Origin of the sequence: Anaerostipes rhamnosivorans (assembly GCF_005280655.1) — a bacterium.
Classification (GTDB): domain Bacteria; phylum Bacillota; class Clostridia; order Lachnospirales; family Lachnospiraceae; genus Anaerostipes; species Anaerostipes rhamnosivorans.
In genome coordinates, this window is sequence record NZ_CP040058.1 from 744,334 (window position 1) to 770,761 (window position 26,428).

Sequence of the window (26,428 nt, forward strand, 5' to 3'; positions counted from 1 at the left end):
TTATGAACCATTATAACAAAGGAAATACAGATTTCAACATTGGGAAAGAAAGTCTTTACCGTTCCTGTTTTTTATCATGTTGGATTCCTCACAAGAATCTCACATCTTTTTTCATTTCCTCACATCCGGCTCACAGTATTCTTTTTATAATAAAGGTAGAAAGAAAGGAAAGGAGTTTGATGATGATGTTAAATCGTAAGAAAGAAAAAGACAGCTTGACAATGTTATGTGAGGAGGTCAGACATCTCATTGAAAATAAAGAATACGGCGTCTGTGAAGAGAAAATAACGGAGGCTATGAAGGAGTATCCCCATGCACCGCAGCCGCACAACCTGATGGGGATTCTGCTGGAGAAGAACGGAAACCACATAAAAGCCATGAAACATTTCCGGGCAGCCTGGGCCTTGGACCCCACGTATGTGCCTGCAAGGAGGAATATGGAGCGGTTCTGCAATCTTTACCCGGAGGGCAGCTGTGCTTTTGACGAATCTGACTGCAGAGATGAAAATAAAAGAACCAGATATGAGACTGTTTATGACGAATACGGCGTAGGCCATATGGTAAGGAGGGAACTGGCGTAAAGGGGACAGATTTTCATTAAACAAAACCTGTGGAAAGTCTGCTATAATAAAGATAAACGTCAATGCAGTCTGATACAGGAAAGGTGGTTTTGCTTTTATGGAGACAGTGACACTTTCAAACGGAAAACAGATGCCGGCCATCGGCTTCGGCACATGGAAGGCGCCCAGCGATGAGATCACGGTAAATGCGGTGAAGACAGCCATCGAATGTGGTTATACCCATATCGATGCGGCGGCAGCCTACCACAATGAGGTCTGGGTGGGCAAAGGCATCCGGGAGAGCGGGATCAAGCGGGAAGACTTATTTTTGACTAGCAAACTCTGGAACGATGATCATGGATATGAGTCCACTCTGGCCGCATTTGAGAACACGGTCACGGACCTGGGTGTGGATTACCTGGATCTGTACCTGATCCATTGGCCCGTGCCGGTAAAGTTTCATGACAATTATATAGAGAAGAACCGGGAAACCTGGAAGGCTTTTGAAGAGTTGTACAAAGCGGGGAAGGTGGGGGCTATCGGTGTCAGTAATTTTAAACCCCATCACATCGATGAGATCCTGGAAGTATGTGAGATCCCGCCGATGGTCAATCAGATTGAGTTTCATCCGAGCTGTCTTCAGGAGGAGATCCGGACATACTGTAAAGAAAAAGACATTGTTGTAGAGGCTTACAGTCCGCTGGCAAATGGAAAAGTCTTTCAGTGCCAGGAGATCAGAGAAGTGGCGGAGAGAAACGGCGTGAGTGTGGCACAGCTCTGTGTGAAGTATGCGATGCAGCATAAAACGGTGCCTCTTGTAAAAAGCGTGACCAGAGAAAGGATCCAGGATAATTTACATCTAGACTTTACGATCAGTGATGAGGATATGAGAGCCATTGATGCCATCACCAACTGCGAGGGGTCATACAAGGACAGCGATCATATTAATTTTTAATAACAGCGGGTTTAGAATTTATAAGCAAGGGAATAAATGAGAATGACTCTCATATATTCCCTTGCTTTTTTTCGACGACGTGATATGATGTTTACAGTTAGTTAGAACTAACCATCGCGCGGTGTAAAAATGAAGCAGGTGAAGCATGAGAGAGAAAACCTTATCAGATTTAATTGTAGAGCAATGTGCCCCTACATTAGCGGGCATGAAATGCGGCAGTTTATTTAATTATCATCATCAGAAAAGTGCAGATGCCAGGCAGGAGATATGTGACTGGAATGAAAGGCTGAATCCTTTTGGGCTGTTTCTGGAGGCGCTTGATTGGAGAGAAGGATCCGTTCTGGTTTATGTGTATCGGAAAAAGGACCTGGATCAAAGACTCAGGGAGGAAGGCATTGCGGAGCTGCTCGCTGATTTCGGCTATCCCGGAACAGAGCCAGGAGAATGTCTGCGCCATTTGAAAAGCAGGCTTCTGGAAGATGATTTTCCTCATGAGATCGGTGTGTTCTTAGATTATCCGCTGGGGGATGTTCTGGGATTTATTGAGAACAGAGGGATGAACTGCAGGCTTTGCGGAATGTGGAAGGTTTACTGCGATCAATGCGAAGCACTTGAACTGTTTAAAAAATATAAGAAATGTAAAGAAGTCTACTGGAAATTGTATCAGCAGGGCAGGGGTATCTTAAAGATGACCGTTGCGGCATAGGAAGGAGCTATCATGGCAAAAGTATTCATCGCATTTTGGAGCGGCACAGGAAATACAGGTATCATGGCGGAGGCAATCGCTAAAGGAGTTACAGCTGCAGGAGGAACTCCCGAATTTTTGGATGTGGAATCAGCTTCTGCGGACATATTAAAAGAGACAAAGGCATTCGCGCTGGGATGCCCGTCCATGGGTGTGGAGCAGCTGGAGGAATCAGCAATGGAACCTTTTGTTGAGGAAGTGGAAGCCTTTGCTTCAGGAAAGCAGATTGCGCTTTTCGGCTCTTATGGATGGGGAGACGGAGAATGGATGCGTGACTGGACTGACCGCATGACAGGGGCCGGTGCGAAGGTGATCGACGGGGAAGGCCTGATCGCCCATGAGACTCCGGACGACGATGCAAAAGCAGACTGTGTAAGTCTCGGAAAAGCATTGGCTGCGGCGGCAGAGTAAAAGAAGAGATGATATTCCGGAGCCGGTTTTGCCGGCTCCTTTTCAAACAGAGGAGGTTTCTTATGAGTGTTGTGATCATTGGAGGACATGACCGGATGGTCTGTCAGTATAAAAGGATCTGTAAAGAGTATAACTGCAAAGCAAAGGTGTTTACCCAGATGAGCGCGAAACTGGGGAAACAGGTAGGCAGTCCTGACTTAGTTGTTCTATTCACCAATACAGTTTCCCACAAGATGGTGAAATGTGCCCTCTGCGAGGCGAAAAGGAGTAAGGCAAAAATCGTGCGGTCCCACAGCAGCAGTGAGGCGGCTTTGGAATCCATCTTAGCGCAGTGCTCATGAAAAACCTCATACTGCCAGATTGAATGCAGAAAAATTTTTATCCAAAACCTCATACCGGCTGATAGAAAAATCCCTTTTTTTATTGTATAATGATTAAGAACAGAAGTCTTTTTTTCAGGTAATAGAAAAAAGAATTGACAGGAAAAGAAGGAGAGGGATATGCTGCTGAGCAGGATAAGGCACCGTTTTGAGATGAAAAAAGAGAAGACTGGAGCGCCTGAAAAGGGGGCGGATTTCCAAAGTCATGGGAGTTGACGGATTTTGGAACCGGACCCTTTTCAGACGCTCCATTTTATTTCTTGGAAAGCAGACACCTTACGGGAAAGTTCGTTGCGAGGATTGCTGGGAAAAACTGGAATACAATGTGGAATGCGGCAACAAGGAAAAGAAAGGAGAGATGCGGGCGATGAAAAAGAAAAGAGGAAACAAAGTTTTGTGTATCATGATGGCGGTTTGCCTGACGGTGACAACGGTTTTACTCAGCTTTCCGGAGGATATCTATGGGGCGGACAGCTCGATGGGGAGGTATTTGGAGAGCATAACTGTAGATGCAGAGACAGGGACTTCTTATAGGGATCGGTATGATACTAATTTTTATAATAAAATCAAAAATGAGTATAACACTTCCTACACGAAGGAGGAGCCTCTGCAAATCAATAACGCCGGGCAACTTGCAGCCTTTTCCGCGGTAGTGAGGAATGAGCCGAAGTGTGACTTCAAGGGTAAATTCGTCAAATTAACGAGCGATATTGATCTGGAAGGAACGCCCCTGAAGATTGAGAAAGAGACGACGGGAGCCCCAGACCCAGATATACGTTACGAAACATTTAAGGCTACAATCAAGACGTCGGATGGTTCAGAGAAAGTTTCCAATACGTGGGCGCCGATCGGGTCGAACAAAACACCTTTTAGGGGGAGCTTTGACGGAGATAAACATACAATAAAGGGGATGGTTGTTTATGAGAAACTAAACGACCCGAAGGATGATACATTTGTGGGCCTCTTTGGCCGTGTGGAGGCTGGAACCATCCGGAATCTGGGAATTGAAAACGCTTATGTAATGGTGAAGGTTACGAATGGGCAAAACTATGTTGCTGCAGGGTCCCTGGTTGGAACTATGAGGGAGGGAGTTCACATAGAAAACTGCTATGGAAGCGGCGGCGCAGTCTGTGTTTCCTCTAAGCTTAATAGAAAAGATATAGGTACTGGGGGTGATGCGGGAGGCCTGGTTGGAAGCAGTATAAGAGGGATTCAGGGGGAACAGACTGAACCCCTACCGTGTGAAATAAAAGACAGCTATGGAAACGTCGATGCCTATGTTGCTATTGATGGGGTGGGAGGTGCAATAAGCCATGCGGGAGGTCTTGCTGGATGGAATAGTTTTGATATAGAAAACAGCTTTGGAAGCGGCGATGCCTATAGTACAAGTTTAAATTCAGGTAAGATAAGCGTTCAGGCCTATGCGGGAGGCTTGGTTGGGTATAATGAGAGTGATACGGCTTTTAAGGAAGATCGAACAAAAAGTATAAAAAACAGCTATGGAAGTGGCAAGGCTGCTGCTTATGCTTACAACTCGAAACCGCTAACGCAGGATGGCGCTAACAATCAAGAAGTAAAGGCCTATGCGGGAGGTCTGGCTGGGTCTAATCTTCGGGCGGCTATAGAAAGCTGCTATGGAAGAGGTGATGTCTATGCCGCGTCTTTTGTTGATGATCCTGATAATAATTATACTACGGATAGTTGTATGAGCCTATATGGGGGCCTATTGGGAACGAATTCGTCTGATGGTGAGATAAGGAACAGCTACCGAAACAGTGATGCGAAGATGGCGGGCCTACGGGGAGACAAAGTTCTCACGGAGACTACAAAAATAAACAAGGACGGAATGTCCCTGACCCGCCAGGAAATGACCGGAACCGGTCCGGGCCGGGCGAGTGAGAAGATGAAGGGATTCGATCCGGGCGTCTGGATCTTTACGGAAGACCGTGATCTTAATGCGGCAGCCGGTGAGCGGATTGGATATTTTCCCAGACTGGCTGCGATTAACTATCCTTCAGGCAGTGAACCGAGTTATCAGAAGACGGATGCACTGGAACCTGAAATCACCTCTGACCTGAGTACACAGGAAATCCTCTACAACAGAGGAACCCGGGCAGCGGCACTCGAGATTAAGGCCCGGGTGGGCGATAGCGGGGCGTTGGAGTATCAATGGTACCAAAGCGAGCGTAATGTGACGGCAGGCGGGACGAAGCTGACTGGAGAGGACAAAGCATCGTATACTCCGCCGACCGATACCGTCGGTACCAGGTACTATTACTGCATTGTGACCAATGAAAATAACCAGGCAACCGGAGCGAAAACTGCCGTCAGCACCAGCAAAGCGGCGAAGATCACTGTAACAATGGATCATGTCCATAACTGGCTGTCAAACTGGAGCAGCGACGATACGCATCATTGGCACAAATGCAAAGCAGCGGCCTGTCCGGTGAAGGATAAGAGGAATATGAACGGCTATGCACCCCATCAGAAAAACAAGGGTGTCGTAACAAAAAAACCAACCTATACCCAGACAGGTGTGAAGACGTATTCCTGTAAAATCTGCGGTCACGCTATGAAAATGGAGAAACTTCCGAAGCTTGTGCCGGGAGCACCAAATGTGAAATCCTCCACGACCTATAAGACAGTGAAGCTTTCCTGGAAGAGAGTGAAAGGAGTCAAAGGTTATCAGATCTACCGGGCATCAAAAAAGAACGGAAAGTATAAAAAGGTGAAGACGACCAAAGCCGGCTCCTGGACCAACAAAAAGCTGACCACAGGAAAGACTTATTACTACAAGGTGCGCGCTTATAAGAAAGAGGGCAAAAAGACCGTCTATGGAAGCTTCTCTAAAAAAGTGAAAGCAGTGCCGAGGACAAAAGCGCCCAAGTTTACGTTAAAGCCCGGCAGAAGAAGCATCAGGGTGGTCTGGAAGAAAGTAGATGGCGGCCACGGTTACCGGATCTACCGTGCCAGGAGCAAAGACGGGAAATATAAGATGCTCAAGGATTCCAGAGCCTATATCCCAGGCTATACAAGTATCGGCATTACCGCAAACCATAAGTATTATTATAAGCTGCGTTCTTATCGGATTGTAAAAGGAAAGAAGGTTTACAGCGCCTATACGAAGGTGAAGACCGTGAGAACAAAATAAAGACAGACAGCAGGCAGGAAAACACGATCCCGCCTGCTGTTTTCAGTGTGCAGCTTTGTTTTGCCAAAAATCCTTCCATCAAAACCTTACAGGAAGTGTAAGTGTTTTCTCACGGTATTATTTTGTATAATAGGGTCAGACGAATAACAGAGGTTTCTGACTGTGAGAAAGGATAGAAAATGACCGGGAAAAAATTAGAGATAAAGTCTCTTAGAAAGTATTATGGAAAAAAAGAAAATGTTACAAAGGCTTTGGACGGAATCAGTTTTCAGGTTGTGGACGGGGAGTTCATCGGAATTATGGGAAGCAGCGGGTCTGGAAAGACCACTCTTCTAAACTGCATTTCCACGGCCTCGCGTCCCACCGGCGGTAAGATCTTCTTAAACGGACAGGAGATCAGCAGGCTTACCAGAAAAGAATTGGATGTTTATAGAGGGAGACAGATGGGATATCTGTTTCAGAACTTTGAGCTGATCGACAATCTGACAGCCGAAGAAAATATCATGCTGCCGGCAGCGATCCATAATGCAGGAGGCAGGAAGCAGCGTATGCATGAGCTGGCAGCCTGTCTGGAGATCAGTGACATTCTGGGCAAGTTTCCATCGGAGCTGTCCGGAGGTCAAAAGCAGCGGGTGGCAGCGGCAAGAGCGCTCTTGTTGAATCCGGAGATTCTGCTCGCAGATGAACCTACGGGGGCACTGGACTCTAAAAATGCCAAGCTTCTGATGCAAAAACTGTCTGATTTGAACAAGGAGCAGAAATCCACCATTCTTATGGTGACACACGATGCCAATGTAGCCAGCTATTGTTCCAGGATTCTTTTTATCCAGGACGGAGTCATTTTTCATCAGCTTAGGAAAAAGACTCCGGGGGAATCCAAGCCGGAGTTCTATGAGAGGATCATAGCCGTGCTGGCCCAGCTGGGAGGGGGAAGTGCCAATGTTCTTTGAGATCGTGAGAAAAAACAGCAGGCGGAACCGGAAGGATAACGGACTGCTGTTTATATCCCTTGTAATATCCATCGTTGCGTTCTATGTGATTCTGTCTTTAGAGAACCAGGATGTGATGCTGTTCCTGAAAAAAATGGAGAGCGATGCCGTTGACAGACTGTTTCTGCTGATCCCTGTACTCTATATGGTCTCTCTGTTCTTTCTGTTTTTCCTCGTATATTTTTCAGGGAAATACCAGCTGGAGCAGAGGAGCCATGAGTTTGGCATGTACCTGATGTTTGGAATGGGACGCAAAAGACTGTTTTCCATGCTTTTGGCCGAGGATATATGGAACAGTCTTCTGTCATTGGCAGCGGGAATTCCCATTGCAGTGCTGCTTTCGGAACTGATCAGCTTGATTACCGCAAAAGCGGTAGGACTGGGTATCGTGGGGCACCGTTTTACGTTTTCTTTCCAGGCAGCCATCTGGACCGTGGCCGGATACCTTGTCATCCGGCTGGCAGCGCTGCTTATTCAAAGCGGCAGCATCGCGGCGAAGGAGATCACCCAGCTGCTGTCAGAATCCCAGGATAAACGGCATAAGGTGCATAAAAGGTATATGACAGCCATACAGCTGGCAGTGAGTCTCCTTATGCTGGCAGCCGCCTATGCCAAGGCTGTGAAAGGAAACGCATGGAAGTCGGCAGGTCAGATGGGCATTACCATGGCTCTGGGGATCACAGGGACTTTCCTTCTTTTCCGCGGCATCGGAATCCTATTTGATCTGTTTCTGAGGCGGAGGCGAAGCGAGAAGGGGCTGACAGTTTTCACGTTCCGCCAGATCCAGGAGACGATTGTGCTCCGGCCGGATTCCATAGCGGTCTCCTCACTGCTTTTGCTGGCTGCACTCTGCTGTTTTGGATATGGATCTTCTGTCAGCTTAAATTCCGGCCTGAAAAACCAGCGAGTCATCGATTATACCTTTGAGGGGGAGCCCGGACAGATCAAAAAAGAACTGGCCCGGATAAAAGTGGATTCCTATATGCAGGAATCATTCCAAGTGAAAACAGGGTTATTCAAAGGGAGTAGGGAAGAGGGAACTTTTTCTGGAGACGAACTGCGGGAAGCTGTGAGAACACAGGAGGATTCCGAGGGCAGGACCGTGCTCTTAAACAACCTGCAGTATTTTAACGAGCCTTATCTGATTTCGCTTACCGGGTATAACCGTATTCTAAAACTGAAGAAAGAACCGCCGATACGTCTGAACAACCGTCAGGCAGCCCTGTATAACAGCCGGGAATATACAAACCAGGATTCAGACAGAGTCATAAAGCGTGCCCTGAAAAAACGTCCCAGTGTAGAAATGAATCATGACAGGTACCAGCTGTCGGATACACTCTGCCAGGAGAATATTGTAACGGACCGTCTGATCACCATAAGCTATGGACTCATTGTGCCGGACCAGGTATTTGAGCAGCTGACAGGCGGAACCTATGACTCTTACTGGAACGCAGTACTGAAGAGGGATGTGGTAAGGGAGAAAGGGCTTATGCAGACGATTATGGACATCAATGAGAAGCTTGATAAGACTTCCCTGAAGTACGAAAGCTACCTGAACAGTATGGGGAGACAGCTGTTTTACACGGTGGCAGCCAGCTATACGACCATCTTTTTGGGTACGGTCTTTCTGCTGATCGCCAATACAGTGCTGGGAGTACAGTTTTTGATGCATCAGCAGCAGACGGCAAAGAGATACCGGACAGTCCTGCACCTTGGATGCCACATCAAATATCTGTGTGAATCAGCGAGAAGACAGATCAAATGGTTCTTCCTGCTTCCAGTATCTGTTGCTGCCTCAGGCAGCCTGTTCGGGGTCAGATCACTGGCCACAGGCTTTGCCTTTGCTGACCTGCAGGGAAAAGGGGGGCTTTTGACAGCGGCAGCCGTGCCTATGATTCTTATTTTGTGTGTGGTAGAATTAGGCTATATACTGGCTGTTATGAAAAAGAGTGACCGACAGATTTTAAGGCAGGCAGAGCTAAAGAGAGACGACGGCTGAAAGGCGGATGAGATGAAAAGGATTGTGATCGCGGAAGATGAACTTTTTATGAGGGAAGAGCTTGTGTCGATTTTGGAGAAGGAAGGATATGAGACAGAGTGTCTCGTATCCTTTGTGGATGCTGCCAGAGAGATCCTGGATGGGTCCCCGGATCTGGTGCTCCTGGATCTGAATCTTCCCGGTATCACTGGTTTTGAGATCTGCAAATCCATCAGGCAGAGAAGTACGGTACCAATCCTTGTGCTGACCAGCAGGGACCAGTTAAAGGATGAGCTGCACGCCCTTGGACTTGGTGCGGACGAATATCTGACAAAGCCCTGCCATAAGGAAAGGCTGACTGCCCGGATCTTAAATCTGCTACGCAGATCTGAGGACAGGGACCGGTTCGCAGAGTTAAAAGGGATCAGGCTGGACCGGCAGACCTACACGGTGTATATGGACGGACAGTCTGCGATCCTGCCCGAAAACCAGGGGAAGATCCTGGAACTTCTTTTGGCGCATCCGGATGAAACGGTGACAAAATCCATGCTTTTTGAGACACTTTGGGGGACTACGGAGTACATCGATGAGAATGCATTGCAGGTAAATATGACAAGATTAAAGAAAACAATGAACAAGCTGCATTTGCCCTGCAAAATAGAGACCAAAAGAGGCATAGGATACTGCCTTGCCCAGATTGGAGAAAAGGATGACTGACAGACTGATCCGTATTGTCGTGAAATATAAAGAATGGCTGGTGCTTACATTGGCCCTGGATCTCATATTCTGTATATTTTTGTGGCTGCAGGATGCGGCAGGTTTTTATGCCATTTTGCCTTCCGTGATCCTGGCCACCATTATTTTATATGGATGTCTGGGAGTTTGGCTGGACAGAAGAGACCGGAAAAAAGAACAGGCCTTTTTGCGACTTATAGAAGATCCAGGCATCTTAAAGGACCGGATGATATTTCAACAGATGAATGGCCAGGAAAAAGAGGCGCTGAAACTGATGGGGACCCTGTTTGAAAAAATGGAACGGCAGATCAGGGACCAGGAGGCGGACATCCAGGAATATGAAGAATACATCGAGTCATGGGCTCATGAAATCAAAACGCCGCTGGCACTGATGACCTTTGTTCTGGACAACCGGAAGGATGAGATGTCGCCCGTTGTCTATCAGAGGATGGAATATGCAAGGACCGATATGGAAGAGAACGTTGAGAGAATGCTGTACTATGCAAGACTTCGGACGGCATGTACAGATTATATATTTGAGCGGCTGCCACTGCCTCAGATCTGCGGGGAAGTGCTGGAAGGTTATGAAAATCTGCTGAAAGAGAAGAAAATATCCATTATAAATGATGTGGAAGATGTCAGTGTGCTGTCAGACAGAAAGGGTCTTTCTTTCTTGATCCGCCAGGCAGTTAGCAACTCCATCAAATATGCAGTGCATGAAGCGGGGACGGCCAGCATCCATCTATATACAAAGTATTATAAAGAGACGGGGGACATCATTTTGGCGGTCCGGGATAATGGTATGGGAGTCAAGCCGTATGACCTGCCGTTTCTCTTTGATAAAGGCTTTACGGGAGATACTGGTGAAAAGAAAAAGAACTCCACCGGGATGGGGCTTTATCTGGCAAAACAGACGGCAGACAGCCTTGGAATCCAGATCGGGATCCCGGAACAGAATGCCGGTGGATTTGAAATCACATTCCGGTTCTGTAAAGTTTAGAGCCCCCACAGAGGGGGCTTTTTATTATTCCATAGGAAAGTTCTCCCTATGGAACAAAAAAACGCTCCGCGGGGATGCACACAGAATGCGTAAGGTAATCATTTGACTGCGCTAATCGCATTTGGCACTCGAATTTTTAACGCCAAAAGTTTCTGTACTGAAACGGCGTCATATCGGTATTTTTCCGGAAAGCCATAATAAAATGCGATGGATTGGAAAAGCCGCATGTAAGCCCGATCTCCTCAATGCTCAGGGAGGTTGTGGTCAGCAATTCTTTTGAGCTTCTGAGCCTCTGGGTTAAGAGATATTTGTGAGGCGTCAGTCCGTAGATTTCTTTAAACTTTCTCAAATAGTAATAATGGCTGAGACCTGCCATTTCCGCAAGAACTTCCAGAGAGATATCTTTCTCTTCCAGGTGCCCTTTCATATATTCTGCTGTTTTTTCAATGGAAAGCTCCAGTTCGCTTTTCTTTTTTTCTTTGGAGGTGATGGCCAGTAAGGCCAGCAGTCTGTGAAGATAGACTGAGGCCACATGTGGAGACGGTTCCGCATTGCCATACAGCATGAGAATCCGCTCGCAGCAGTGCTCGATCTCAGGGATCAGGTCGGCGGAACTGATGACAAATCCCTGCTGGTCCAGCAGCAGATCCGTATAGGCATGGCTTGTGTTGCCGGTAAAATGAAACCATCTCATGCGCAGATCATCTCCGCCGGAATAATATCTGTGGGGTTTTCTGCAGTCTAAAAGCACGATCATGCCCGAATGGGCTGTTTTTGTCTCCCCTTCGTACTCTACTGTGAGGGTTCCTGAATCAACCAGAATGATCTGGTTTACATCCAGAGAATTTCTGCTTAAAGAGTAGTCTTTGTCACAGTGGTAGGCCCCTCCGTGGGGAGAATAAAACAGATGCTCAGCGGTAAACGGATCAGGTTCATAATAGTAGCGCTCTGAGTCTTTTAATACTCCGGTCTCTCCAATCATACATTTCTCCTTTGAAAAGCAATTTTTTATTATTTCCTGACAATCCTGTATAGTGATTTGTTGTATGGATTATTGTACAATACAACATGTAAAGAGTCAAACATGATTTTGCCGGCATATTTTATCATGATCAGAAAGCGGTACAGCCGTTGCTGCAGTGCGCTGGTCTCTTGCGGAAAATAACAATATATTATTATGGATGAAAACACAATCTTGTATAGGAGGATCGGAAAATGAAAGGAATTCGTATTGGTTTAATCGGAGCAGGATGGATGGGGAAGGCACATACAACCGCATTCCACAACGCAAAAATGATATTCGGGGATGACGTGCCAGTGTTTGAGATGATCTCTGATGTGAACGAGGAACAAGTAAAGAACATGGCTCAGTCCTTAGGCTACAACCGTTATACAACGGACTGGACCGACATTGTAAAAGACCCGGACATAGATCTGGTGGATGTGGCCACTCCCAACAGCATGCACTTTGAGATGGTGAAGGCGGCTTTAGAAAACGGAAAACATGTCTTCTGCGAGAAACCGCTGTCCCTGTCTGGAGAACAGTCACAGATCCTTGCGGACCTGGCGGCAGAAAAGAACGTGGTCAATTACTGTGGATTTTCAAATCTCATGAACCCTGCTAACCAATATGTAAAGGATTTAGTGCAGAGCGGAAAACTGGGTAAGATCATGAGAATCCATGCAACCTACGACCAGGATATGCTGCTGGATCCGAAGCAGCCGATCACATGGAGACATGTAAATAAATTTGCCGGTTCCGGTGCCTTGGGAGATCTGGCAAGTCATCTGCTCTCTGTATCCCAGATGATCCTGGGGGACATACAAGAGGTGAACGCCGTGGATTCTATTGTCATACCAGAACGTCCGCTTCCAGGCAAAAACGAGATGGGAACAGTAGAGAATGATGATCTGATCACCTTCCTTGTAAAATACAAAAACGGAGCCATCGGAGATATCTCAGCATCCCGGGTTGCCACAGGCAGAAAGAATTACTTCTATTATGAGATCCAGGGAACCGAGGGTACCGTGGTTTATGATCTGGAGAGAATGTGTGAGGTACAGGTTTATTTCAAGGCAGATGCAGATAAGGACAACGGACGGGACTGCGGTTTCCGCACAGTTCTTTTAAATCCGGAGCACAACGGATTCAAATACTTTCAGCCGGCAGGAGGCATCGCCATTGCCTTTGACGATATGAAGACACTGCAGGCACATGAGCTGATGCAGGCCATGAATGGCGGCAGCTATGAGGGAAGTTTTTCTATGGGCGCAAAAGTGGACGGAGTTATCAGCGCTGTTCTGAAATCTGTAAAGAGCAGACAGTGGGAATTATGCTAAAGGAGGAGAACCATGAAGTTTCAAAATGTTAAATTAGGAATCGCACCCATCGGGTGGACAAATGACGATATGCCTCAGTTGGGGGGAGACCTGTCCTTTGAGCAGATGGTCTCCGAGGCTTCCCTGGCAGGATTCCAGGGCACTGAGGTGGGAGGAAAGTTCCCAACCGATCCCAAAGTACTGAATAAGGCTTTAAAACTGAGAAATATGGAAATCGCCAGCCAGTGGTTTTCTTCCTTTCTCTGCTCCGAACCGTACGAAGACAATGAAAAGGCGTTTATCAAACAGCTGGACTTTCTGGAGGCAGTGGGGGCATCCCGCATCAATGTCTGTGAACTGACAAGATGTCTGTTTGCAGAGGAGACCTCTATGTTTGGAGACAACAAGCCAAAGGCAACAGACCAGGAGTGGGAGCTGCTGTGCAAAGGACTTGACAAGTTGGGAAAGATCGCCGCAGACCGTGGGTTTAAACTGTGCTTTCACCATCATATGGCTACGGTGGTACAGACCACTGCGGAGACAAAACGGCTGATGGACCATACAGATCCACGATATGTATTTCTCTGCTATGATACTGGTCATTTTACGTTTTCAGATGAGGACCCGGTGGAAGCAGCCAGACTGTTCGGTGACAGAATCGGACATGTGCATCTGAAAGATATCCGCAGGGATAAAATGAATCAGGCATATGAAGAAGGCTTTAAATTCAGAAAAGCAGTGCTGGAAGGATGCTTTACGATTCCGGGAGACGGATGTGTGGATTATGACGGTGTTTTTGCGGAGCTTGACAAGGCTGGCTATGAGGGCTGGTTCATCGTGGAGGCGGAACAGGATCCGGCAAAGGCTAATCCATTTGAATACGCAGTCATGGCAAGAAACTATATCAGAGAAAAAACCGGTCTGTAAGGAGGACAAAAAGCTATGGGAAAGATCAGATTTGGAATTATAGGAACAGGAAATATGGGACGCATGCGTATCCGGAACCTTCACTGCCGTATCCCGCAGTCAGAAGTCATCGCCGTATGTGATATGAGGGAGGCCCAGGTCAAAGCAGTCCAGGAAGAATTCGGCATTCCTTACGGCTATACGGACTGCGGTGAGATGCTTCAAAATCCAGAGATCGACGCGGTTTTGATCGCCACAGGGGCAGACGCCCACAAGGATCAGGTGGTTGCTGCCTGCAAGGCAAAAAAGCATATCTTCTGTGAAAAGCCGCTGGCGAAAAAGGTGGAGGACTGCCTGGCCATTGAAGAGGCAGTAAGAGAAAATTCAGATAAGTGCTTCACTGTGGGATTTATGAGAAGATTTGATCCTTCTTATGCAGAGGCAAAGGAAAAGATCAAAAACGGTGAGATCGGTACACCGATCCTGTTTAAAGGGGTCAGTCTGGATCCGTCCACTGTGCTGGACGCCCACTTAGAAGGTGTGAAAAACGGAATCTATGTACCGTGGTTTATCGAGATGGGCAGCCATGACACAGACCTTGCACGGTGGTTCCTGGAAGGGGATCCCGAGGACTGCCATGCTTTTGGAGGCGCTTATGTGTGCAAAGGGTTGGAGGAATATGACGACTATGACAACGGATTTTCCCTGACCAAGATGGACAATGGGGCAACTGCATACATCCAGGTGGGAAGAACTGCCACATGCAGCCATGTGGAATCAGAGATCGTGGGAACAAAAGGCACCATCCGTGTAAACAGCGTGCCGAGGAAAAATTATGTGTCTTCTTTTACAGAGAAAGGATATGTGGAGGAATGCCAGGAGGACTTTATGAACCGCTGGGGAGACGCGTTTTATAATGAACTGGAGAATTTTGTGGACTGCATAGAGAACGGACGCAGCCCGGAGACGACAGCCCATGACGGCACGATGAGCCTTAAGTTCTGTCAGAAACTGCATCAGGCATATTTGGATGAAAAATAAACGGAGATCTGGAAGGAGAAAAAGATGAGTGATAAAATGAATGCAATCGTATTTAAAGATTTAGGAGAATTTGAATATACTAAGAGGCCTGTTCCAAAGGTCTGCCACGGAGACGATGTACAGATCAAGATCCTGGCCGCAAGCATCTGCGGCACAGATGTACATATCCTGCGCAACCCGCCTGGGATCGAGGCAAACAAGGGAATCATCCTTGGACACGAGTGTGTGGGTGAGGTCACAGAAATAGGCAGTGACGTGATGGATCTGAAAGTGGGAGACCACATCATCCTGGATAACAATGTGCCGTGCGGAGTCTGCACACCGTGCCAGACCGGAAACAGCAACCTGTGTAAGCACATGGGCTCCATGGGTGTCCATAAAGACGGAGTATTCGCCCAGTATGCGGTGGCTCCTGAAAAACAGATGGTGCGGATTCCAAAGGAGATTCCAATTGATCAGGCCATTTTTGCAGAGCCGTTAAATTGTGTCATGGGCGCAGTGAAAAAGCTGAAAGTTATGCCTGGAGATACCGCCCTGGTACTTGGAGGCGGACCGATCGGATTATACTTTACCACATTGATGAAAGCCTGCGGAGCCGGAAAAGTTCTTGTTTCTGAGGTATCGGATTTCCGTACGGAGTATGCGAAAGCCCAGGGAGCAGACCGGGTGATCAATCCTGCCAAAGAGGACTTAAAGACAGAAGTGTTGAATGAGACAGATGGAAACGGGGCAGATATCGTCATCGATGCAGTGGGAGTGCTGATCAACGACGCTCTCATGGCAGTCAAAAGCGGAGGAAGCATTCTGCTCTTCGGACAGAACGGCGTCGCCAGACAGGAAATCTGCCAGAACGATATCACAGCAAGGGGTCTCACGGTTTATGGCAACTTTATCGGCAATTACACCCTGAAAAATGTGGCAAATCTCTTGTCCAGCAATAGAGTAGACTTTACAAAGATGATTACCCACAAGCTGCCCTTGGAAGATTTTGAGACAGGGTTAAAGGCAATGCAGAAAGGAGAAGCATTGGAAGTGATCCTGGATCCGTTTGCCAACGAATAAGCCATCGCCGGAAAACAACTGTTTATGGAGGAAAGATATGGAGAAACAGACGACGGAAACTGACAATAGTTTTAAAAGTATCCCCTGGAGGGTGCGCTTTGCCTACGGCTCCGGCGATGTGGCGATCAATGTGGTTTACGGGATGATCGGAAGCCTGCTCACGATATTTTATACAGATTATGTGGGTGTCTCCGTGGCGGCCATCGGTGTGGTAATGCTGGTCTCAAGGCTTTTTGACGGATGCTCTGACATCATTATGGGCTTTGTTGTGGAGCGGACCAACTCAAAATGGGGAAAATCAAGGCCGTGGGTTTTGTGGATGGCGCTGCCGTACTCCATTTCTGTGGTACTTTTGTTCACAGTGCCCATGACCACAGATCTTCTGCAGCTGGTCTACATTTTTATCACTTACAACCTGTGTAATACCGTATGTTTCACTATGCTGAGCCTGCCCTATGGAAGTCTGTCTGCCATGATGACCAGAAATTCTACAGAGCGTGATATGCTGAGCATTGTGAGGATGGGGATGTCCCCGTTCGGGCGGATCATGGCGGTGGGTTGTTCGCTTCCGCTTGTAAAGATCCTGGGCAATGACCAGGCTGCCTGGGTCAAGACGATCACGATCTGGGCGGTGATCGCGCTGATCCTGCTGCTGGTCTGCTTTATCAACTGCAAAGAAAATGTCCATATACCGGCGGCGGAGACAAAAAAGGAGAAGCAGCCTATACTGAAGTCTATGAAGTATTTACTCACAAACCAGTACTTCTGGGCAGTACTGGTCCTGTGGATGATGCAGAATGTCATTTACAGCCTGACAGGAACGATCCTTCCGTACTATTGTAAATATATACTTTATAATGACAGCTGGATGTACAGCGTGCTGTATTTTACAGAGACACTGGTACTCATGGGGGCTACGTGCATCTGTCCCCTGCTGTTAAGGAAATTTGGAAAGAGGAATATGTCTCTTTTTGGGGCAGTCTGTGCCCTGGCAGGACAGCTGGTATTCTTTTTAAACCCTGAAAGTTTTGTCTGGCTGTTGTTCAGCTGTGTGATCCGGGCGCTCTGTCTGGCACCGTTAAATTCCATTATCTTTGGAATGCTGGGTGATGTGGTGGAATTCGGACAGTGGAAGCATCATGTGCGCCAGGAAAGCCTGATCTTTGCCTGCGGTTCCGTGGGGACAAAGATCGGAAACGGGCTTGCGGCAGCCACGATGACGAGCCTGTTGGGTATTTCAGGCTACATAAGCTCAGCCGCTGGAAGCACTGCCCAGCCGGGTTCTGCTCTGGCCATGATTTTGAACATATATAAGTTCGGCCCTGTCCTTGTGTGGGTGACTGTCATCATTGTGCTGTTTCTTTATAAGCTGGACAAACGGTATGATACGATCATGGGAGACCTGGCAAAGAGGGAAGAACAGGGACAATTATAACAGGCTTAGAAAATATGACATGACGGATAAAAGGCCCTATGGCGCAGGAAAACCATGGGCCTGCAGAAGGTATCACAAGAAAAGGTGTGATACCTTCTTTTTTGTGTTATTTAGAATGATTTCTAGAATTCATCTGCAGTTCATGTTCCAGAAACTGTCTGATAAATGGATTGTTTTCTTCATTCAGAAAGGGCATGAAAGCCATATAACGGCATTTTTCATAGGGTTCTCCATCCATCGAGAAGCGGTATCCCATAATACATTTTGGGTTGCAGTCCTCCGGGTTGACCATTCTCTTACAGACGGATGCTTTGCGTATATCCTTTTTCATCTTTTCAGGAAGAAGGTCAAGAAAACTCTCATACTCTTTTATATGCTCCGGATAAATACGCAGCTTGATGCCTGCCTTGCGGAATACAAAGCTGGCCAGTGTCCGCTTGGGTTCAGGTAGAATGTAGGAAACCAGATAGCCGCTTTTGGCAGTTTTGATCTCGCACTTGCAGTGATGCTCCAGCAGAATATCATGCAGCTTTGTTACAAAGTCCCTGTTATTTTCATCTACGGTTTCGAGGAATGACTGAAATTTTTCATCCATATGTGTTTCTCCTTTTATGATTCGGTTATGATCGGTATCCAGATCTGGCTCAGGTAATGAGTGTCATAGGGATTCCCGCTGCTGTACCATTCAAGCTCCGGACACCCGGCATGGCGGAAAGGATATGCATCCAGCCATTCGTCGTTTAGATACCTCCAGCCGGCCTGGACTGCCCCGGGCACAGGACCTATACAGTCAAAGACGGCCCATTCGGTCTCAGGAATGACAAGTTCATGAAACCCTGGAGGAAGAGGCTGTTCGGAGGTGACCATGATGGAATAATCCATCAGACCGGAAAGGTCATCACAAATTCTGCACAGGCCGAACGTTCCTTTTGGATTCCCTGAATCCATTGAGACCAGCCGGGAATATACACCGTCTCTCTGACACTGGCTCCAAAATTCCGGAATCGCTTTCTCAGGGGAACCTGATACCCGGACACTTTTTCCAATGAGGCGGAAAGCACTTTTTTTCTCAGATCTCCAGCAAAAAGAGTGCTTTGAGGAAGTCTGCATTTTAGGATAGACCTGCAGTCGGGCATTCTTATTTTTTGCCTCTGTCGGTGTAATCCCGTGGAACTGCTGAAATGCCCTTGTAAAGGATGTGGGAGATTCATATCCGTATTTGCAGCTGATCTCCAATACTTTCATATCCGTACTTTTTAAGTCATAGCCGGCCAGGGTCATCTTTCTGAAACGGATATACTCAGAGAGACTGATCCCGTTCATGTAGGAAAAGACCTTTTGAAAAAAGCTAAAGGAGCATCCGGCAATCTCTGAGATCTTTTCAGTGTCGACAGGCTCTTCCTTCCGCTGCAGATGGTGCTCAATGTGATCGATGATCTTCTGCAGTTTTTCTTCCCAGTTCAATTCTTTTCATCCCTCCTTGTCTATAATTCAGTGGTTCCATATTATCATTTATAAAGATGGATGTCCTCTCATTTTTTGCACCGGAAGGATAGATTGAGAGAGCTCTGGCATTCGATATAAAACTAAAAAAGGGCAGTAAAAAAGGATGACAGAATTCATCTGCCATCCTCTGTTATCTAAAAAACTTCTCTTATTTTGTCAGCATCTGCATGATCTTATTGCTCCGGGCAATAAATTTGGTCATCTGGTCAGCAGGGAGCTGTTTGTTGCTAAGAACTGCCAGGTCATACAGCTGTTCGCAGATGATCGGTGTGTTTTCTGCATCTCCGTGTTCAAACAGATACTGAACCAGCTGGTTGTTGGCGTTTAAGGTCAGGGATTCTGCCCCTCCGAACATGGACGGATCCATGCCAGCCATTCCGTACATCTTCATCATATCCTGCATCCGTCGGCTTTCCTCGGACAGGGTGATGACTGCGGATACATCCTCATTTTTCAGCTTATCCACATGGACGTCCAGGTTTTCTTTGCCCAGAGTTTTTCTGAATAATTCTGTCAGGGCTGTTGTGATATCCGTCAGATCCTCATCGGAATCCTCTTTCAGCGCACCTTCCACATCCGCATCGATCCGCTTAAAGGCCAGGTTCTGGCTCTGCTGCTCCAACTGGGAGATAAACGCGGAATCAATGTTGTGTTTCAGGATCACGGCGTCCAGTCCCTGCTCCTTGAACATGTTGATATACTGGCTCTGCTGTACTTCATCCGTAATATAGTAGATGGTCGTCTTTTCTTTTTCGTCAGCAGGCACTGGAGCCAGGTCACTTAAGGTTAGGTATTTCTGGTCCATGTTCTTGAACAGAATATAATCCTTGATCTTTTCTCCGAACTTCTGATCCTTGATGTAGCCAAACTTAATAAACGGGCTGATATCATCCCAGTATTTTTCATAGGTCTCCCGGTCAGTCTTGCACATGCCGGTCAGTTTATCCGCTACCTTTTTAGAGATATAGTCGGAGATCTTCTTGACGAATCCGTCATTCTGAAGCGCACTTCTGGAAACATTCAGAGGAAGGTCCGGACAGTCAATGACACCTTTTAGGAGCATGAGGAATTCCGGAATCACTTCTTTGATATTGTCGGCGATGAATACCTGGCTGTTATACAGCTTGATGGTTCCCTCGATAGAATCATATTCTGAATTAATCTGAGGGAAGTATAGGATTCCTTTCAGATTAAACGGATAGTCCATGTTCAGGTGGATCCAGAACAGAGGCTCCTTAAAGTCAGAGAATACCTTGTGGTAAAATGCTCTGTATTCTTCGTCTGTGCAGTCGTTTGGATGCTTCATCCAGAGAGGATGGGTATCACTTAATGAAACCGGGCGTTTGTTGATCTTTACAAGATCCTTTGCAGGGGAGACCTCCACAGTTTCCTTCTCGCCGTTTTCGTTTTCTTTCTCTTCCGTCTTGGCATCCTCATGGATATGCTCAACAACCACATCTTCCTCAGTCAGCTCTGATTCGTCGATGGTCTCAAATTCCTGTTCCTTGTTGGCATCGGTTAAGAAGATCTCCACCGGCATGAAAGAGCAGTATTTCTGTATGACTTCCTCTACCTTGGATTCATTGGCGAACATCAGGCTGTCTTCATTTAAAAACAGAGTGATCTGTGTACCGATCTGTTCTCTGGTACCGTCCTCAATGTCATATTCTGTTCCGCCGTCACATTCCCAGTGTACCGGCAGAGCTCCTTCTTTATAAGAGAGGCTGTCGATGGTTACCTTGTCGGCTACCATAAAAGCAGAATAGAAGCCCAGACCGAAGTGACCGATGATCTGATCCTGGTCTGTTTTGTCTTTGTATTTTTCTAAAAATTCAGTAGCGCCAGAAAATGCGATTTGTGTAATGTACTCCTCAATCTCATCGGCAGTCATACCCAGACCGGTGTCGATAAATTTCATTGTTTTTTCATTGGCATCCACAACGACTTCGATCTTTTCTTTATAATCCTCCGGCAATTCAAATTCACCCATGGAGGACAGCTTCCGAAGCTTTGTGATGGCATCGCATCCGTTGGAGATCAGCTCCCGGACGAAGATGTCGTGGTCAGAATACAGCCATTTTTTAATGATTGGAAAAATGTTCTCACTGTTAATTGAAAGGTTACCATGTTTTTGTGCCATGATATACACACTCCTTTGCATTTTATTTCTATTGATCGTTGTTTTCTTTATGTTCTGCGGCAGGACAAGAATCTGCCGTTCTGCATAATATTGTAGAGCCATAGAAGGGGAAAGTCAAGAGAAAATTAGCACTCAATCATAAAGAGTGCTAACAATATCGGAATGAATAGTACGGCAGCATTTTAGCCATCCTAAAAAGAAAAATCAATGAAAGGAGGGATTTTTATGGATACGATCTGGGAAAAGACTGTGGATATGCCGTCTTATCCTCCTCTAAAAGGGACAAAAAAGGTTGAAACCGCAGTCATCGGCGGAGGGATGGCCGGGATCCTGACAGCGTATTTTCTGGCCAGGGAAGGCCGGGAAGTATTGGTGCTGGAGGCCGACAGGATCGGCAGCGGACAGACCAAAGGGACAACAGCCAAGATCACGGTATCCCACGGTCTGATTTACGAAAAACTGATCCGGGAGGTTGGGAAGGATCAGGCTAGGCAGTATGCCCTCATGAATCAGACTGCGGTGAGAAAGTATAAAGAGCTGATAAACGATCTTCAGATTGACTGTGATTTTAAAGAGTGTGATTCCTTTCTGTATTCCAGGTTCCGGGATGAGGCGCTGAAGGAGGAGGTGCATGCGGCCCAGTCCCTTGGACTTCCCGCTGTCTTTGCGGACCAGACAGAACTGCCGTTTTCTGTAGCCGGGGCGGTCAGGTATGCCGGACAGGCCAGATTTCATCCGCTGAAATTCTTAAAAGCGGCGGCAAAAGGACTGGAGATCTATGAGCACACGATGGTGAATGAGGTTGAGGGAAACCGCATTATCACGGAACACGGTACGGTGGAAGCTGAGAATATCGTCTTCGCCACACATTATCCGATTATGAACAGACCTGGCTATTATTTTCTCAGGATGCACCAGGAACGGAGCTATGTGGTGGCGCTTACGGGGACAGAACAGATGGAGCATATGTATCTGGGGATTGATGCTGGTGACAGCCTGTCCTTCCGTTCTTACGGACCGTACCTTCTGCTGGGAGGCGGAGGTCACAGAACTGGAGAAAACCCGCTGGGAGGACAGTATGAAATGCTTAAGCTTACTGCCAGACAGTATTGGGAGCACTGCCGGGTGGATACAGAATGGTCCGCCCAGGACTGCATGACCATCGATTCAATCCCGTATATCGGATACTATTCCTATTCCAGGCCGGGATGGTTTGTGGCCACGGGATTTAAAAAATGGGGCATGAGTTCGTCCATGGCATCGGCTCTTCTGATCACCGACTATATAATAGAAAGAAACAATGCCTTCTCTCATGTATTTTCGCCTCAGAGACTTCATGTGAAAGCTTCAGCAAAGGCTCTGACAAAGGAGAGCGCCCAGACTGCCCGGGGATTTATACTGGAGAGGTTTAAGATCCCTAAGGAGGAAGCGGACCAGCTCAAAAAAGGAGAGGGCGGCCTGATCGAATACGAGGGGAAGAAAGCAGGAGCATACAAAGATGAGAACGGAGAGGTATTTGTGGTATCTCTCACCTGTCCTCACCTGGGGTGTGTGCTCCAGTGGAATCCAGAGGAATTAACCTGGGACTGTCCGTGTCACGGCTCCAGATTTGACTATAAAGGAAATTTAATCGATAATCCGGCAAAGGAGGATTTAACACATGAACAACCCGCATGCATTTCAGGGGACAAAGAAAAAGAAGGGATACTTTGAGGGCTGGTATTTAAAACATCAAAAAGGCAGTCAGATGCTTTCCGTCATACCGGCCTATCATATTGACAGGGAAGGCAGGGCATATTCCTCCCTGCAGATCATCACGAAGGAGCAGTCTTGGTATTTTTCTTATCCGGCGGATGCATTTTACGGATCAGATAAGAAATTTCATGTAACACTGAATACGGGAAAAGAGGACCAGTCGGCGAGCATTTTTTCTGAAAAGGGGATTTATCTGAACATTCATGAGGATGGGCTGGACCTGGAGGGAAGGATCATTTATAAAAATATCCATCATTTATCCTCAGACATCATGGGACCGTTTCGGTTTATGCCCAGCATGCAGTGCCGGCATGGCATTCTCAGTATGCGGCATAAACTGTATGGAAGTCTTACCTTAAACGGGGACAGGATGAATTTTGACCAGGGGACAGGATATATTGAAAAAGACTGGGGCGGCTCCTTTCCGGATGCATATGTGTGGTCCCAGAGCTTGTTTCCCGACAGCGGAAAAAACAGCCTTATGCTGGCAGCGGCCAAGATACCGGCTTTGGGGCTTCATTTTAACGGAGTGCTGGCAGCCCTTGATCTGTACGGAAAAGAGTATAAGCTGGCCACTTATCTGGGAGCCAGGGTGAAGACGGACTGGGAATCCAGGATTGTCATCAAACAAGGGGATTATAAGCTACGGGCTCAGCTTTTGTCCGGGACGGGCCGGGAACTATATGCACCGGAGCAGGGAGCCATGGACCGCAAGATCAAGGAAAGTCTCTGCTGCAAGGTGCGCTATACCTTCTGGGACCAGAAACTGAAGGTGCTGGATATGGTCACAGACCGGGGAAGCTTTGAGCAGAGCAAAAAGGAGATGCCATGAATCAGCAGGCAGAAGAGATCTTAAAGTTTTATGAACGGCAGGGAAAACCTGCCGGACAGGAGGAGATCTTAGGGGCGCTCCAGGAGCTCCAGCAGGTCCTGGGCTGCATTCCTAAAGAAGTGCAGGAAGAAACGGCAAAGCGGCTTGGGGTCAAGCCGTCTTTTCTTTCGGCATTTATAAAGAAATATCCTGGATTCAAGGAGGTTTCAGCCGTACATGAGATTCATGTATGCACCGGCCCGTCCTGCGGGTCAAAAGATGCTTTAAAGATTCTGCGGGCTTTGGAGCAGGAGAGCGCACAAAAAGAACGGAAAGAAGGGATCTCTGTCAAGATTGTCAAAGGGAGATGTACCCGCAGGTGTGCAAAAGGACCGAACATAAAGGTCAACGGGGAACTATGCCATCATATGACACCGGAACAGGCGGCAGACTTAATCCGCCGCCTGTAACAGGTCATGAAGACTCCGGGCATCATAGACCGGGGCACTGCAGGTCTGATTCTGGCAGAGATAACAGGATACCTTATCCGATTGTACAGGGTACTCTTCTGTAAATGGCGCGATGGAGGCAAGATAGTCTTTGTTCTGTTCCGTTTTGACCAAAACCGCAAGGTCAAGCGGATGGTACTTTGAGAGCAGTTTCTGGAATTCTTCGGGAAGGCTCTCTTTTTTTGATGTGATGACCAGCTGCCTGGAAGTAAGGAACTCCGTGGACAGTACCATCAAAGCGCTGCAGTAAGCAGAGGGATTTGCGGAAAGATCAGCGGAAAAGCAGGCAAAGGTTTGATCCATGCAGTCCCGGTATCTTCTGTCTCCGGTCATGTGGTACAACATGGAGAGCGCTTGAAGGGCGGCAGAATTTCCGGATGGCAGAGCACCGTCGTAAAGCTCTTTTGGGCGGGCGATGAGTTTTTCGCTTTTCTTGGAATACAAAAAAAATCCGCCGTGTTGGGCATCGTAAAACAGGGAGATCATATGACCGGCCGCCTGTATCGCTTTTTTCAGGTAATCATCCGAAAATGTAACGCGGTACAGGGAAAGCATGGCCAGGCAGTAAAAGGCGTAATCATCCAACTGTCCGTCATAGGCCGCCTCCCCGTCACACCACCGAAGAAATAAAAGGCCGTTTTCCTTTTTCAAATAGCGGTCAAGAAACGCTTCCGCTTTCCTGGCTGTTTTTAGATAATCACTCCGGCCGAACACAGATGCCGCCTCTGAGAGGGCAGAGATCATCAGGCAGTTCCAAGAAGTCAGGATCTTTTTGTCTGTAAAAAGGCTGGTCCGGTTTCTCCGGTACTCATAAAGGAATTGTTTCATCTGCTTTAATTCTTCCGGGCTGATGAAAACGTCCGATTCTTTCAGCAGATTAGGGATGTTTTTTGCCTCAAAGTTACCATAGTCCGTGATATCGTACCGGCGGCAGTAGGCTTTTCCTTTCTCTGCACCTAAAACCTCCAGGATCTCTTCCACGGAAAAGGTATAATATTTCCCCTCTTCCCCTTCGCTGTCCGCGTCCTGGCTGCAGTAGAAACCGCCCTCCGGATGGGAGAGCTCTTTTTGGACATAGGAGATAGTGGATGCTACGGTCTCTGGGAAGATAGGATCTTTACAGGATAGATAAGCTTCGGTATACGTCTGGGTGAGCAATGCATTATCATAGAGCATCTTTTCAAAATGGGGCACCAGCCACTGTGCATCGGTGGAATAACGGGAAAAACCGCCGCCGATATGGTCAAAGATGCCTCCCTGGAACATCCGTTTCAGAGTGTGTTCTGCCATCAGGAGACTGTCCTGATCCCCGGTCTGGCGGTATTGCTGAAGCAGAAAGAGCAGAATTGAAGGTGTGGGGAACTTAGGAGCGGTTCCAAAACCTCCGAAGTACTTGTCATAGGAGTCTTTCAGGGCATCCAGAGCCTTTGAGATCTCCTTTTCTGTAAGGGATACAGTCCCGTAAGGTGTTCCAGCAGTATTCAGATGTTCCGTGATCTCGTTTCCGATCTGAAGCAGACGGAACCGGTCCTGTTTCCACAGAGCAGAGATCTGAGGCAGCAGTTCTATAAGGCCGGTCAGATGGTATCTGGATGTTTTCGGAAGATAGGTCGCTGCAAAAAATGGTTTCTGGTCCGGAGTGAGAAAGACGGACATAGGCCAGCCGCCGGACCCGGTCATGGCCTGGCATACAGACATGTAGACTGCGTCAATGTCCGGGCGTTCTTCCCGGTCCACCTTGATGGAGATAAAATCTTTGTTCAGAAGGTCTGCCACCTGCGGGTCTTCAAAAGATTCCTCCTCCATCACGTGACACCAGTGACAGGATGCATATCCGATACTCAAAAAGACTGGCTTGTCTTCCGACCTGGCTTTATCAAAAGCTTCAGCTCCCCATGGGTACCAGTGCACCGGATTATGGGCGTGCTGAAGCAGGTAAGGGGATTTTTCATGGATTAATTTGTTAGGGTTACTGTTTGGCATAAAAGCTCCTTTCTAGTCACTATTAGTTTTTATATTGGAATACAAAGCTATTTAGCA

The 26,428-nt window shown here is 47.4% G+C and carries 23 protein-coding genes; 18 read left to right on the forward strand and 5 right to left on the reverse strand.

Annotation, left to right across the window (positions count from 1 at the left end; translation table 11 throughout):
* The first annotated feature begins 179 nt into the window (after positions 1–179).
* The 10 genes from AR1Y2_RS03620 (at position 180) to AR1Y2_RS03665 (ending at position 10,904) form a co-directional block, all read left to right on the forward strand.
* Positions 180–581 carry a tetratricopeptide repeat protein gene (locus AR1Y2_RS03620; RefSeq protein ID WP_243118844.1) on the forward strand — a complete coding sequence of 134 codons (402 nt, stop codon included), beginning with the start codon at positions 180–182 and terminating at the stop codon, positions 579–581.
* A 97-nt stretch (positions 582–678) separates the two neighbouring features.
* Entirely contained in the window at positions 679–1,515 is an 837-nt protein-coding gene (locus tag AR1Y2_RS03625; RefSeq protein WP_137327745.1) for an aldo/keto reductase, read from the forward strand.
* A gap of 145 nt (positions 1,516–1,660) precedes the next feature.
* Positions 1,661–2,221 (forward strand): DUF3793 family protein, encoded by a 561-nt coding sequence (locus tag AR1Y2_RS03630; protein WP_137327746.1) that lies wholly within the window; start codon positions 1,661–1,663, stop codon positions 2,219–2,221.
* Positions 2,222–2,233: 12 nt separating this feature from the next.
* Positions 2,234–2,671: a flavodoxin gene (locus AR1Y2_RS03635; protein ID WP_137327747.1), complete on the forward strand. Its 438-nt coding sequence runs from the start codon at positions 2,234–2,236 to the stop codon at positions 2,669–2,671.
* 62 nt (positions 2,672–2,733) lie between these two features.
* Positions 2,734–3,012 carry a DUF2325 domain-containing protein gene (locus AR1Y2_RS03640; RefSeq protein ID WP_137327748.1) on the forward strand — a complete coding sequence of 93 codons (279 nt, stop codon included), beginning with the start codon at positions 2,734–2,736 and terminating at the stop codon, positions 3,010–3,012.
* A 406-nt stretch (positions 3,013–3,418) separates the two neighbouring features.
* Positions 3,419–6,202 carry a fibronectin type III domain-containing protein gene (locus AR1Y2_RS03645; protein WP_137327749.1) on the forward strand — a complete coding sequence of 928 codons (2,784 nt, stop codon included), beginning with the start codon at positions 3,419–3,421 and terminating at the stop codon, positions 6,200–6,202.
* Positions 6,203–6,381: 179 nt separating this feature from the next.
* On the forward strand, positions 6,382–7,152 hold the full coding sequence (locus tag AR1Y2_RS03650; protein ID WP_137327750.1) for an ABC transporter ATP-binding protein: 771 nt from the start codon (positions 6,382–6,384) through the stop codon (positions 7,150–7,152).
* Complete coding sequence (locus AR1Y2_RS03655; RefSeq protein WP_137327751.1) at positions 7,142–9,190, forward strand: FtsX-like permease family protein; 2,049 nt, start codon at positions 7,142–7,144, stop codon at positions 9,188–9,190. The genes AR1Y2_RS03650 and AR1Y2_RS03655 overlap by 11 nt, the downstream gene beginning before the upstream one ends.
* A 12-nt stretch (positions 9,191–9,202) precedes the next feature.
* Positions 9,203–9,886: a response regulator transcription factor gene (locus tag AR1Y2_RS03660; RefSeq protein ID WP_137327752.1), complete on the forward strand. Its 684-nt coding sequence runs from the start codon at positions 9,203–9,205 to the stop codon at positions 9,884–9,886.
* Positions 9,879–10,904 carry a sensor histidine kinase gene (locus tag AR1Y2_RS03665; protein ID WP_137327753.1) on the forward strand — a complete coding sequence of 342 codons (1,026 nt, stop codon included), beginning with the start codon at positions 9,879–9,881 and terminating at the stop codon, positions 10,902–10,904. The genes AR1Y2_RS03660 and AR1Y2_RS03665 overlap by 8 nt, the downstream gene beginning before the upstream one ends.
* 136 nt (positions 10,905–11,040) lie before the next feature.
* Here AR1Y2_RS03665 and AR1Y2_RS03670 read toward each other — a convergent pair whose 3' ends face one another.
* Positions 11,041–11,886 (reverse strand): helix-turn-helix domain-containing protein, encoded by an 846-nt coding sequence (locus tag AR1Y2_RS03670; RefSeq protein ID WP_137327754.1) that lies wholly within the window; start codon positions 11,884–11,886, stop codon positions 11,041–11,043.
* Positions 11,887–12,119: 233 nt separating this feature from the next.
* On the opposite strand from AR1Y2_RS03670, the gene AR1Y2_RS03675 reads away from it, so the two are divergent.
* From AR1Y2_RS03675 to AR1Y2_RS03695, 5 genes are all read left to right on the forward strand, one after another.
* A complete protein-coding gene (locus AR1Y2_RS03675; protein WP_137327755.1) occupies positions 12,120–13,244 on the forward strand; it encodes a Gfo/Idh/MocA family protein in 1,125 nt (374 codons plus the stop codon).
* 12 nt (positions 13,245–13,256) lie between these two features.
* Positions 13,257–14,150 (forward strand): myo-inosose-2 dehydratase, encoded by an 894-nt coding sequence (gene iolE / locus AR1Y2_RS03680; protein ID WP_137327756.1) that lies wholly within the window; start codon positions 13,257–13,259, stop codon positions 14,148–14,150.
* 15 nt (positions 14,151–14,165) lie between these two features.
* Positions 14,166–15,170, forward strand: coding sequence for a Gfo/Idh/MocA family oxidoreductase (locus AR1Y2_RS03685; RefSeq protein ID WP_137327757.1), 1,005 nt, complete (start codon positions 14,166–14,168; stop codon positions 15,168–15,170).
* 168 nt (positions 15,171–15,338) lie between these two features.
* Positions 15,339–16,232 carry a zinc-dependent alcohol dehydrogenase gene (locus AR1Y2_RS03690; RefSeq protein WP_408608826.1) on the forward strand — a complete coding sequence of 298 codons (894 nt, stop codon included), beginning with the start codon at positions 15,339–15,341 and terminating at the stop codon, positions 16,230–16,232.
* 37 nt (positions 16,233–16,269) lie between these two features.
* Entirely contained in the window at positions 16,270–17,667 is a 1,398-nt protein-coding gene (locus AR1Y2_RS03695) for an MFS transporter (protein WP_137327759.1), read from the forward strand.
* Between the two features lie 106 nt (positions 17,668–17,773).
* Here the strand turns inward: AR1Y2_RS03695 and AR1Y2_RS03700 are convergent, their stop codons facing one another.
* The 3 genes from AR1Y2_RS03700 to htpG all read right to left on the reverse strand — a co-directional run bounded on the left by AR1Y2_RS03700 (position 17,774) and on the right by htpG (position 21,313).
* Entirely contained in the window at positions 17,774–18,262 is a 489-nt protein-coding gene (locus AR1Y2_RS03700) for a hypothetical protein (protein WP_137327760.1), read from the reverse strand.
* A gap of 14 nt (positions 18,263–18,276) precedes the next feature.
* A complete protein-coding gene (locus tag AR1Y2_RS03705) occupies positions 18,277–19,131 on the reverse strand; it encodes an AraC family transcriptional regulator (RefSeq protein ID WP_137327761.1) in 855 nt (284 codons plus the stop codon).
* A gap of 190 nt (positions 19,132–19,321) precedes the next feature.
* The gene (gene htpG / locus AR1Y2_RS03710) at positions 19,322–21,313 is read right to left on the reverse strand and encodes a molecular chaperone HtpG (RefSeq protein WP_137327762.1); all 1,992 of its coding nucleotides are present in this window, start codon (positions 21,311–21,313) and stop codon (positions 19,322–19,324) included.
* Between the two features lie 225 nt (positions 21,314–21,538).
* Here htpG and AR1Y2_RS03715 point away from each other — a divergent pair, with 225 nt between their 5' ends.
* Genes AR1Y2_RS03715 through AR1Y2_RS03725 form a run of 3 tightly spaced genes read left to right on the forward strand, consistent with a single transcriptional unit; the run spans position 21,539 to position 24,349 of the window.
* Complete coding sequence (locus AR1Y2_RS03715; protein WP_137327763.1) at positions 21,539–23,026, forward strand: FAD-dependent oxidoreductase; 1,488 nt, start codon at positions 21,539–21,541, stop codon at positions 23,024–23,026.
* Positions 22,974–23,900 carry a tocopherol cyclase family protein gene (locus AR1Y2_RS03720; protein ID WP_137327764.1) on the forward strand — a complete coding sequence of 309 codons (927 nt, stop codon included), beginning with the start codon at positions 22,974–22,976 and terminating at the stop codon, positions 23,898–23,900. The genes AR1Y2_RS03715 and AR1Y2_RS03720 overlap by 53 nt, the downstream gene beginning before the upstream one ends.
* Positions 23,897–24,349 carry an NADH-quinone oxidoreductase subunit NuoE family protein gene (locus AR1Y2_RS03725; RefSeq protein ID WP_137327765.1) on the forward strand — a complete coding sequence of 151 codons (453 nt, stop codon included), beginning with the start codon at positions 23,897–23,899 and terminating at the stop codon, positions 24,347–24,349. The genes AR1Y2_RS03720 and AR1Y2_RS03725 overlap by 4 nt, the downstream gene beginning before the upstream one ends.
* Here AR1Y2_RS03725 and AR1Y2_RS03730 read toward each other — a convergent pair.
* Positions 24,332–26,371: a thioredoxin domain-containing protein gene (locus AR1Y2_RS03730; RefSeq protein WP_137327766.1), complete on the reverse strand. Its 2,040-nt coding sequence runs from the start codon at positions 26,369–26,371 to the stop codon at positions 24,332–24,334. The genes AR1Y2_RS03725 and AR1Y2_RS03730 overlap by 18 nt on opposite strands.
* Between the last annotated feature and the right edge of the window lie 57 nt (positions 26,372–26,428).

Bases quoted from the DNA above. Each gene is read 5' to 3' on its own strand.
- AR1Y2_RS03665 (WP_137327753.1), top strand. From the start codon at position 9,879: ATGACTGACAGACTGATCCGTATTGTCGTGAAATATAAAGAATGGCTG.
- AR1Y2_RS03685 (WP_137327757.1), top strand. From the start codon at position 14,166: ATGGGAAAGATCAGATTTGGAATTATAGGAACAGGAAATATGGGACGC.
- AR1Y2_RS03625 (WP_137327745.1), top strand. From the start codon at position 679: ATGGAGACAGTGACACTTTCAAACGGAAAACAGATGCCGGCCATCGGC.
- AR1Y2_RS03660 (WP_137327752.1), top strand. From the start codon at position 9,203: ATGAAAAGGATTGTGATCGCGGAAGATGAACTTTTTATGAGGGAAGAG.
- AR1Y2_RS03725 (WP_137327765.1), top strand. From the start codon at position 23,897: ATGAATCAGCAGGCAGAAGAGATCTTAAAGTTTTATGAACGGCAGGGA.
- AR1Y2_RS03670 (WP_137327754.1), bottom strand. From the start codon at position 11,886: ATGATTGGAGAGACCGGAGTATTAAAAGACTCAGAGCGCTACTATTAT.
- AR1Y2_RS03730 (WP_137327766.1), bottom strand. From the start codon at position 26,371: ATGCCAAACAGTAACCCTAACAAATTAATCCATGAAAAATCCCCTTAC.
- AR1Y2_RS03640 (WP_137327748.1), top strand. From the start codon at position 2,734: ATGAGTGTTGTGATCATTGGAGGACATGACCGGATGGTCTGTCAGTAT.
- AR1Y2_RS03620 (WP_243118844.1), top strand. From the start codon at position 180: ATGATGATGTTAAATCGTAAGAAAGAAAAAGACAGCTTGACAATGTTA.
- AR1Y2_RS03715 (WP_137327763.1), top strand. From the start codon at position 21,539: ATGGATACGATCTGGGAAAAGACTGTGGATATGCCGTCTTATCCTCCT.
- iolE (WP_137327756.1), top strand. From the start codon at position 13,257: ATGAAGTTTCAAAATGTTAAATTAGGAATCGCACCCATCGGGTGGACA.
- AR1Y2_RS03655 (WP_137327751.1), top strand. From the start codon at position 7,142: ATGTTCTTTGAGATCGTGAGAAAAAACAGCAGGCGGAACCGGAAGGAT.
- AR1Y2_RS03645 (WP_137327749.1), top strand. From the start codon at position 3,419: ATGAAAAAGAAAAGAGGAAACAAAGTTTTGTGTATCATGATGGCGGTT.
- AR1Y2_RS03675 (WP_137327755.1), top strand. From the start codon at position 12,120: ATGAAAGGAATTCGTATTGGTTTAATCGGAGCAGGATGGATGGGGAAG.
- AR1Y2_RS03630 (WP_137327746.1), top strand. From the start codon at position 1,661: ATGAGAGAGAAAACCTTATCAGATTTAATTGTAGAGCAATGTGCCCCT.
- AR1Y2_RS03650 (WP_137327750.1), top strand. From the start codon at position 6,382: ATGACCGGGAAAAAATTAGAGATAAAGTCTCTTAGAAAGTATTATGGA.
- AR1Y2_RS03720 (WP_137327764.1), top strand. From the start codon at position 22,974: ATGAACAACCCGCATGCATTTCAGGGGACAAAGAAAAAGAAGGGATAC.
- AR1Y2_RS03695 (WP_137327759.1), top strand. From the start codon at position 16,270: ATGGAGAAACAGACGACGGAAACTGACAATAGTTTTAAAAGTATCCCC.
- htpG (WP_137327762.1), bottom strand. From the start codon at position 21,313: ATGGCACAAAAACATGGTAACCTTTCAATTAACAGTGAGAACATTTTT.
- AR1Y2_RS03635 (WP_137327747.1), top strand. From the start codon at position 2,234: ATGGCAAAAGTATTCATCGCATTTTGGAGCGGCACAGGAAATACAGGT.
- AR1Y2_RS03700 (WP_137327760.1), bottom strand. From the start codon at position 18,262: ATGGATGAAAAATTTCAGTCATTCCTCGAAACCGTAGATGAAAATAAC.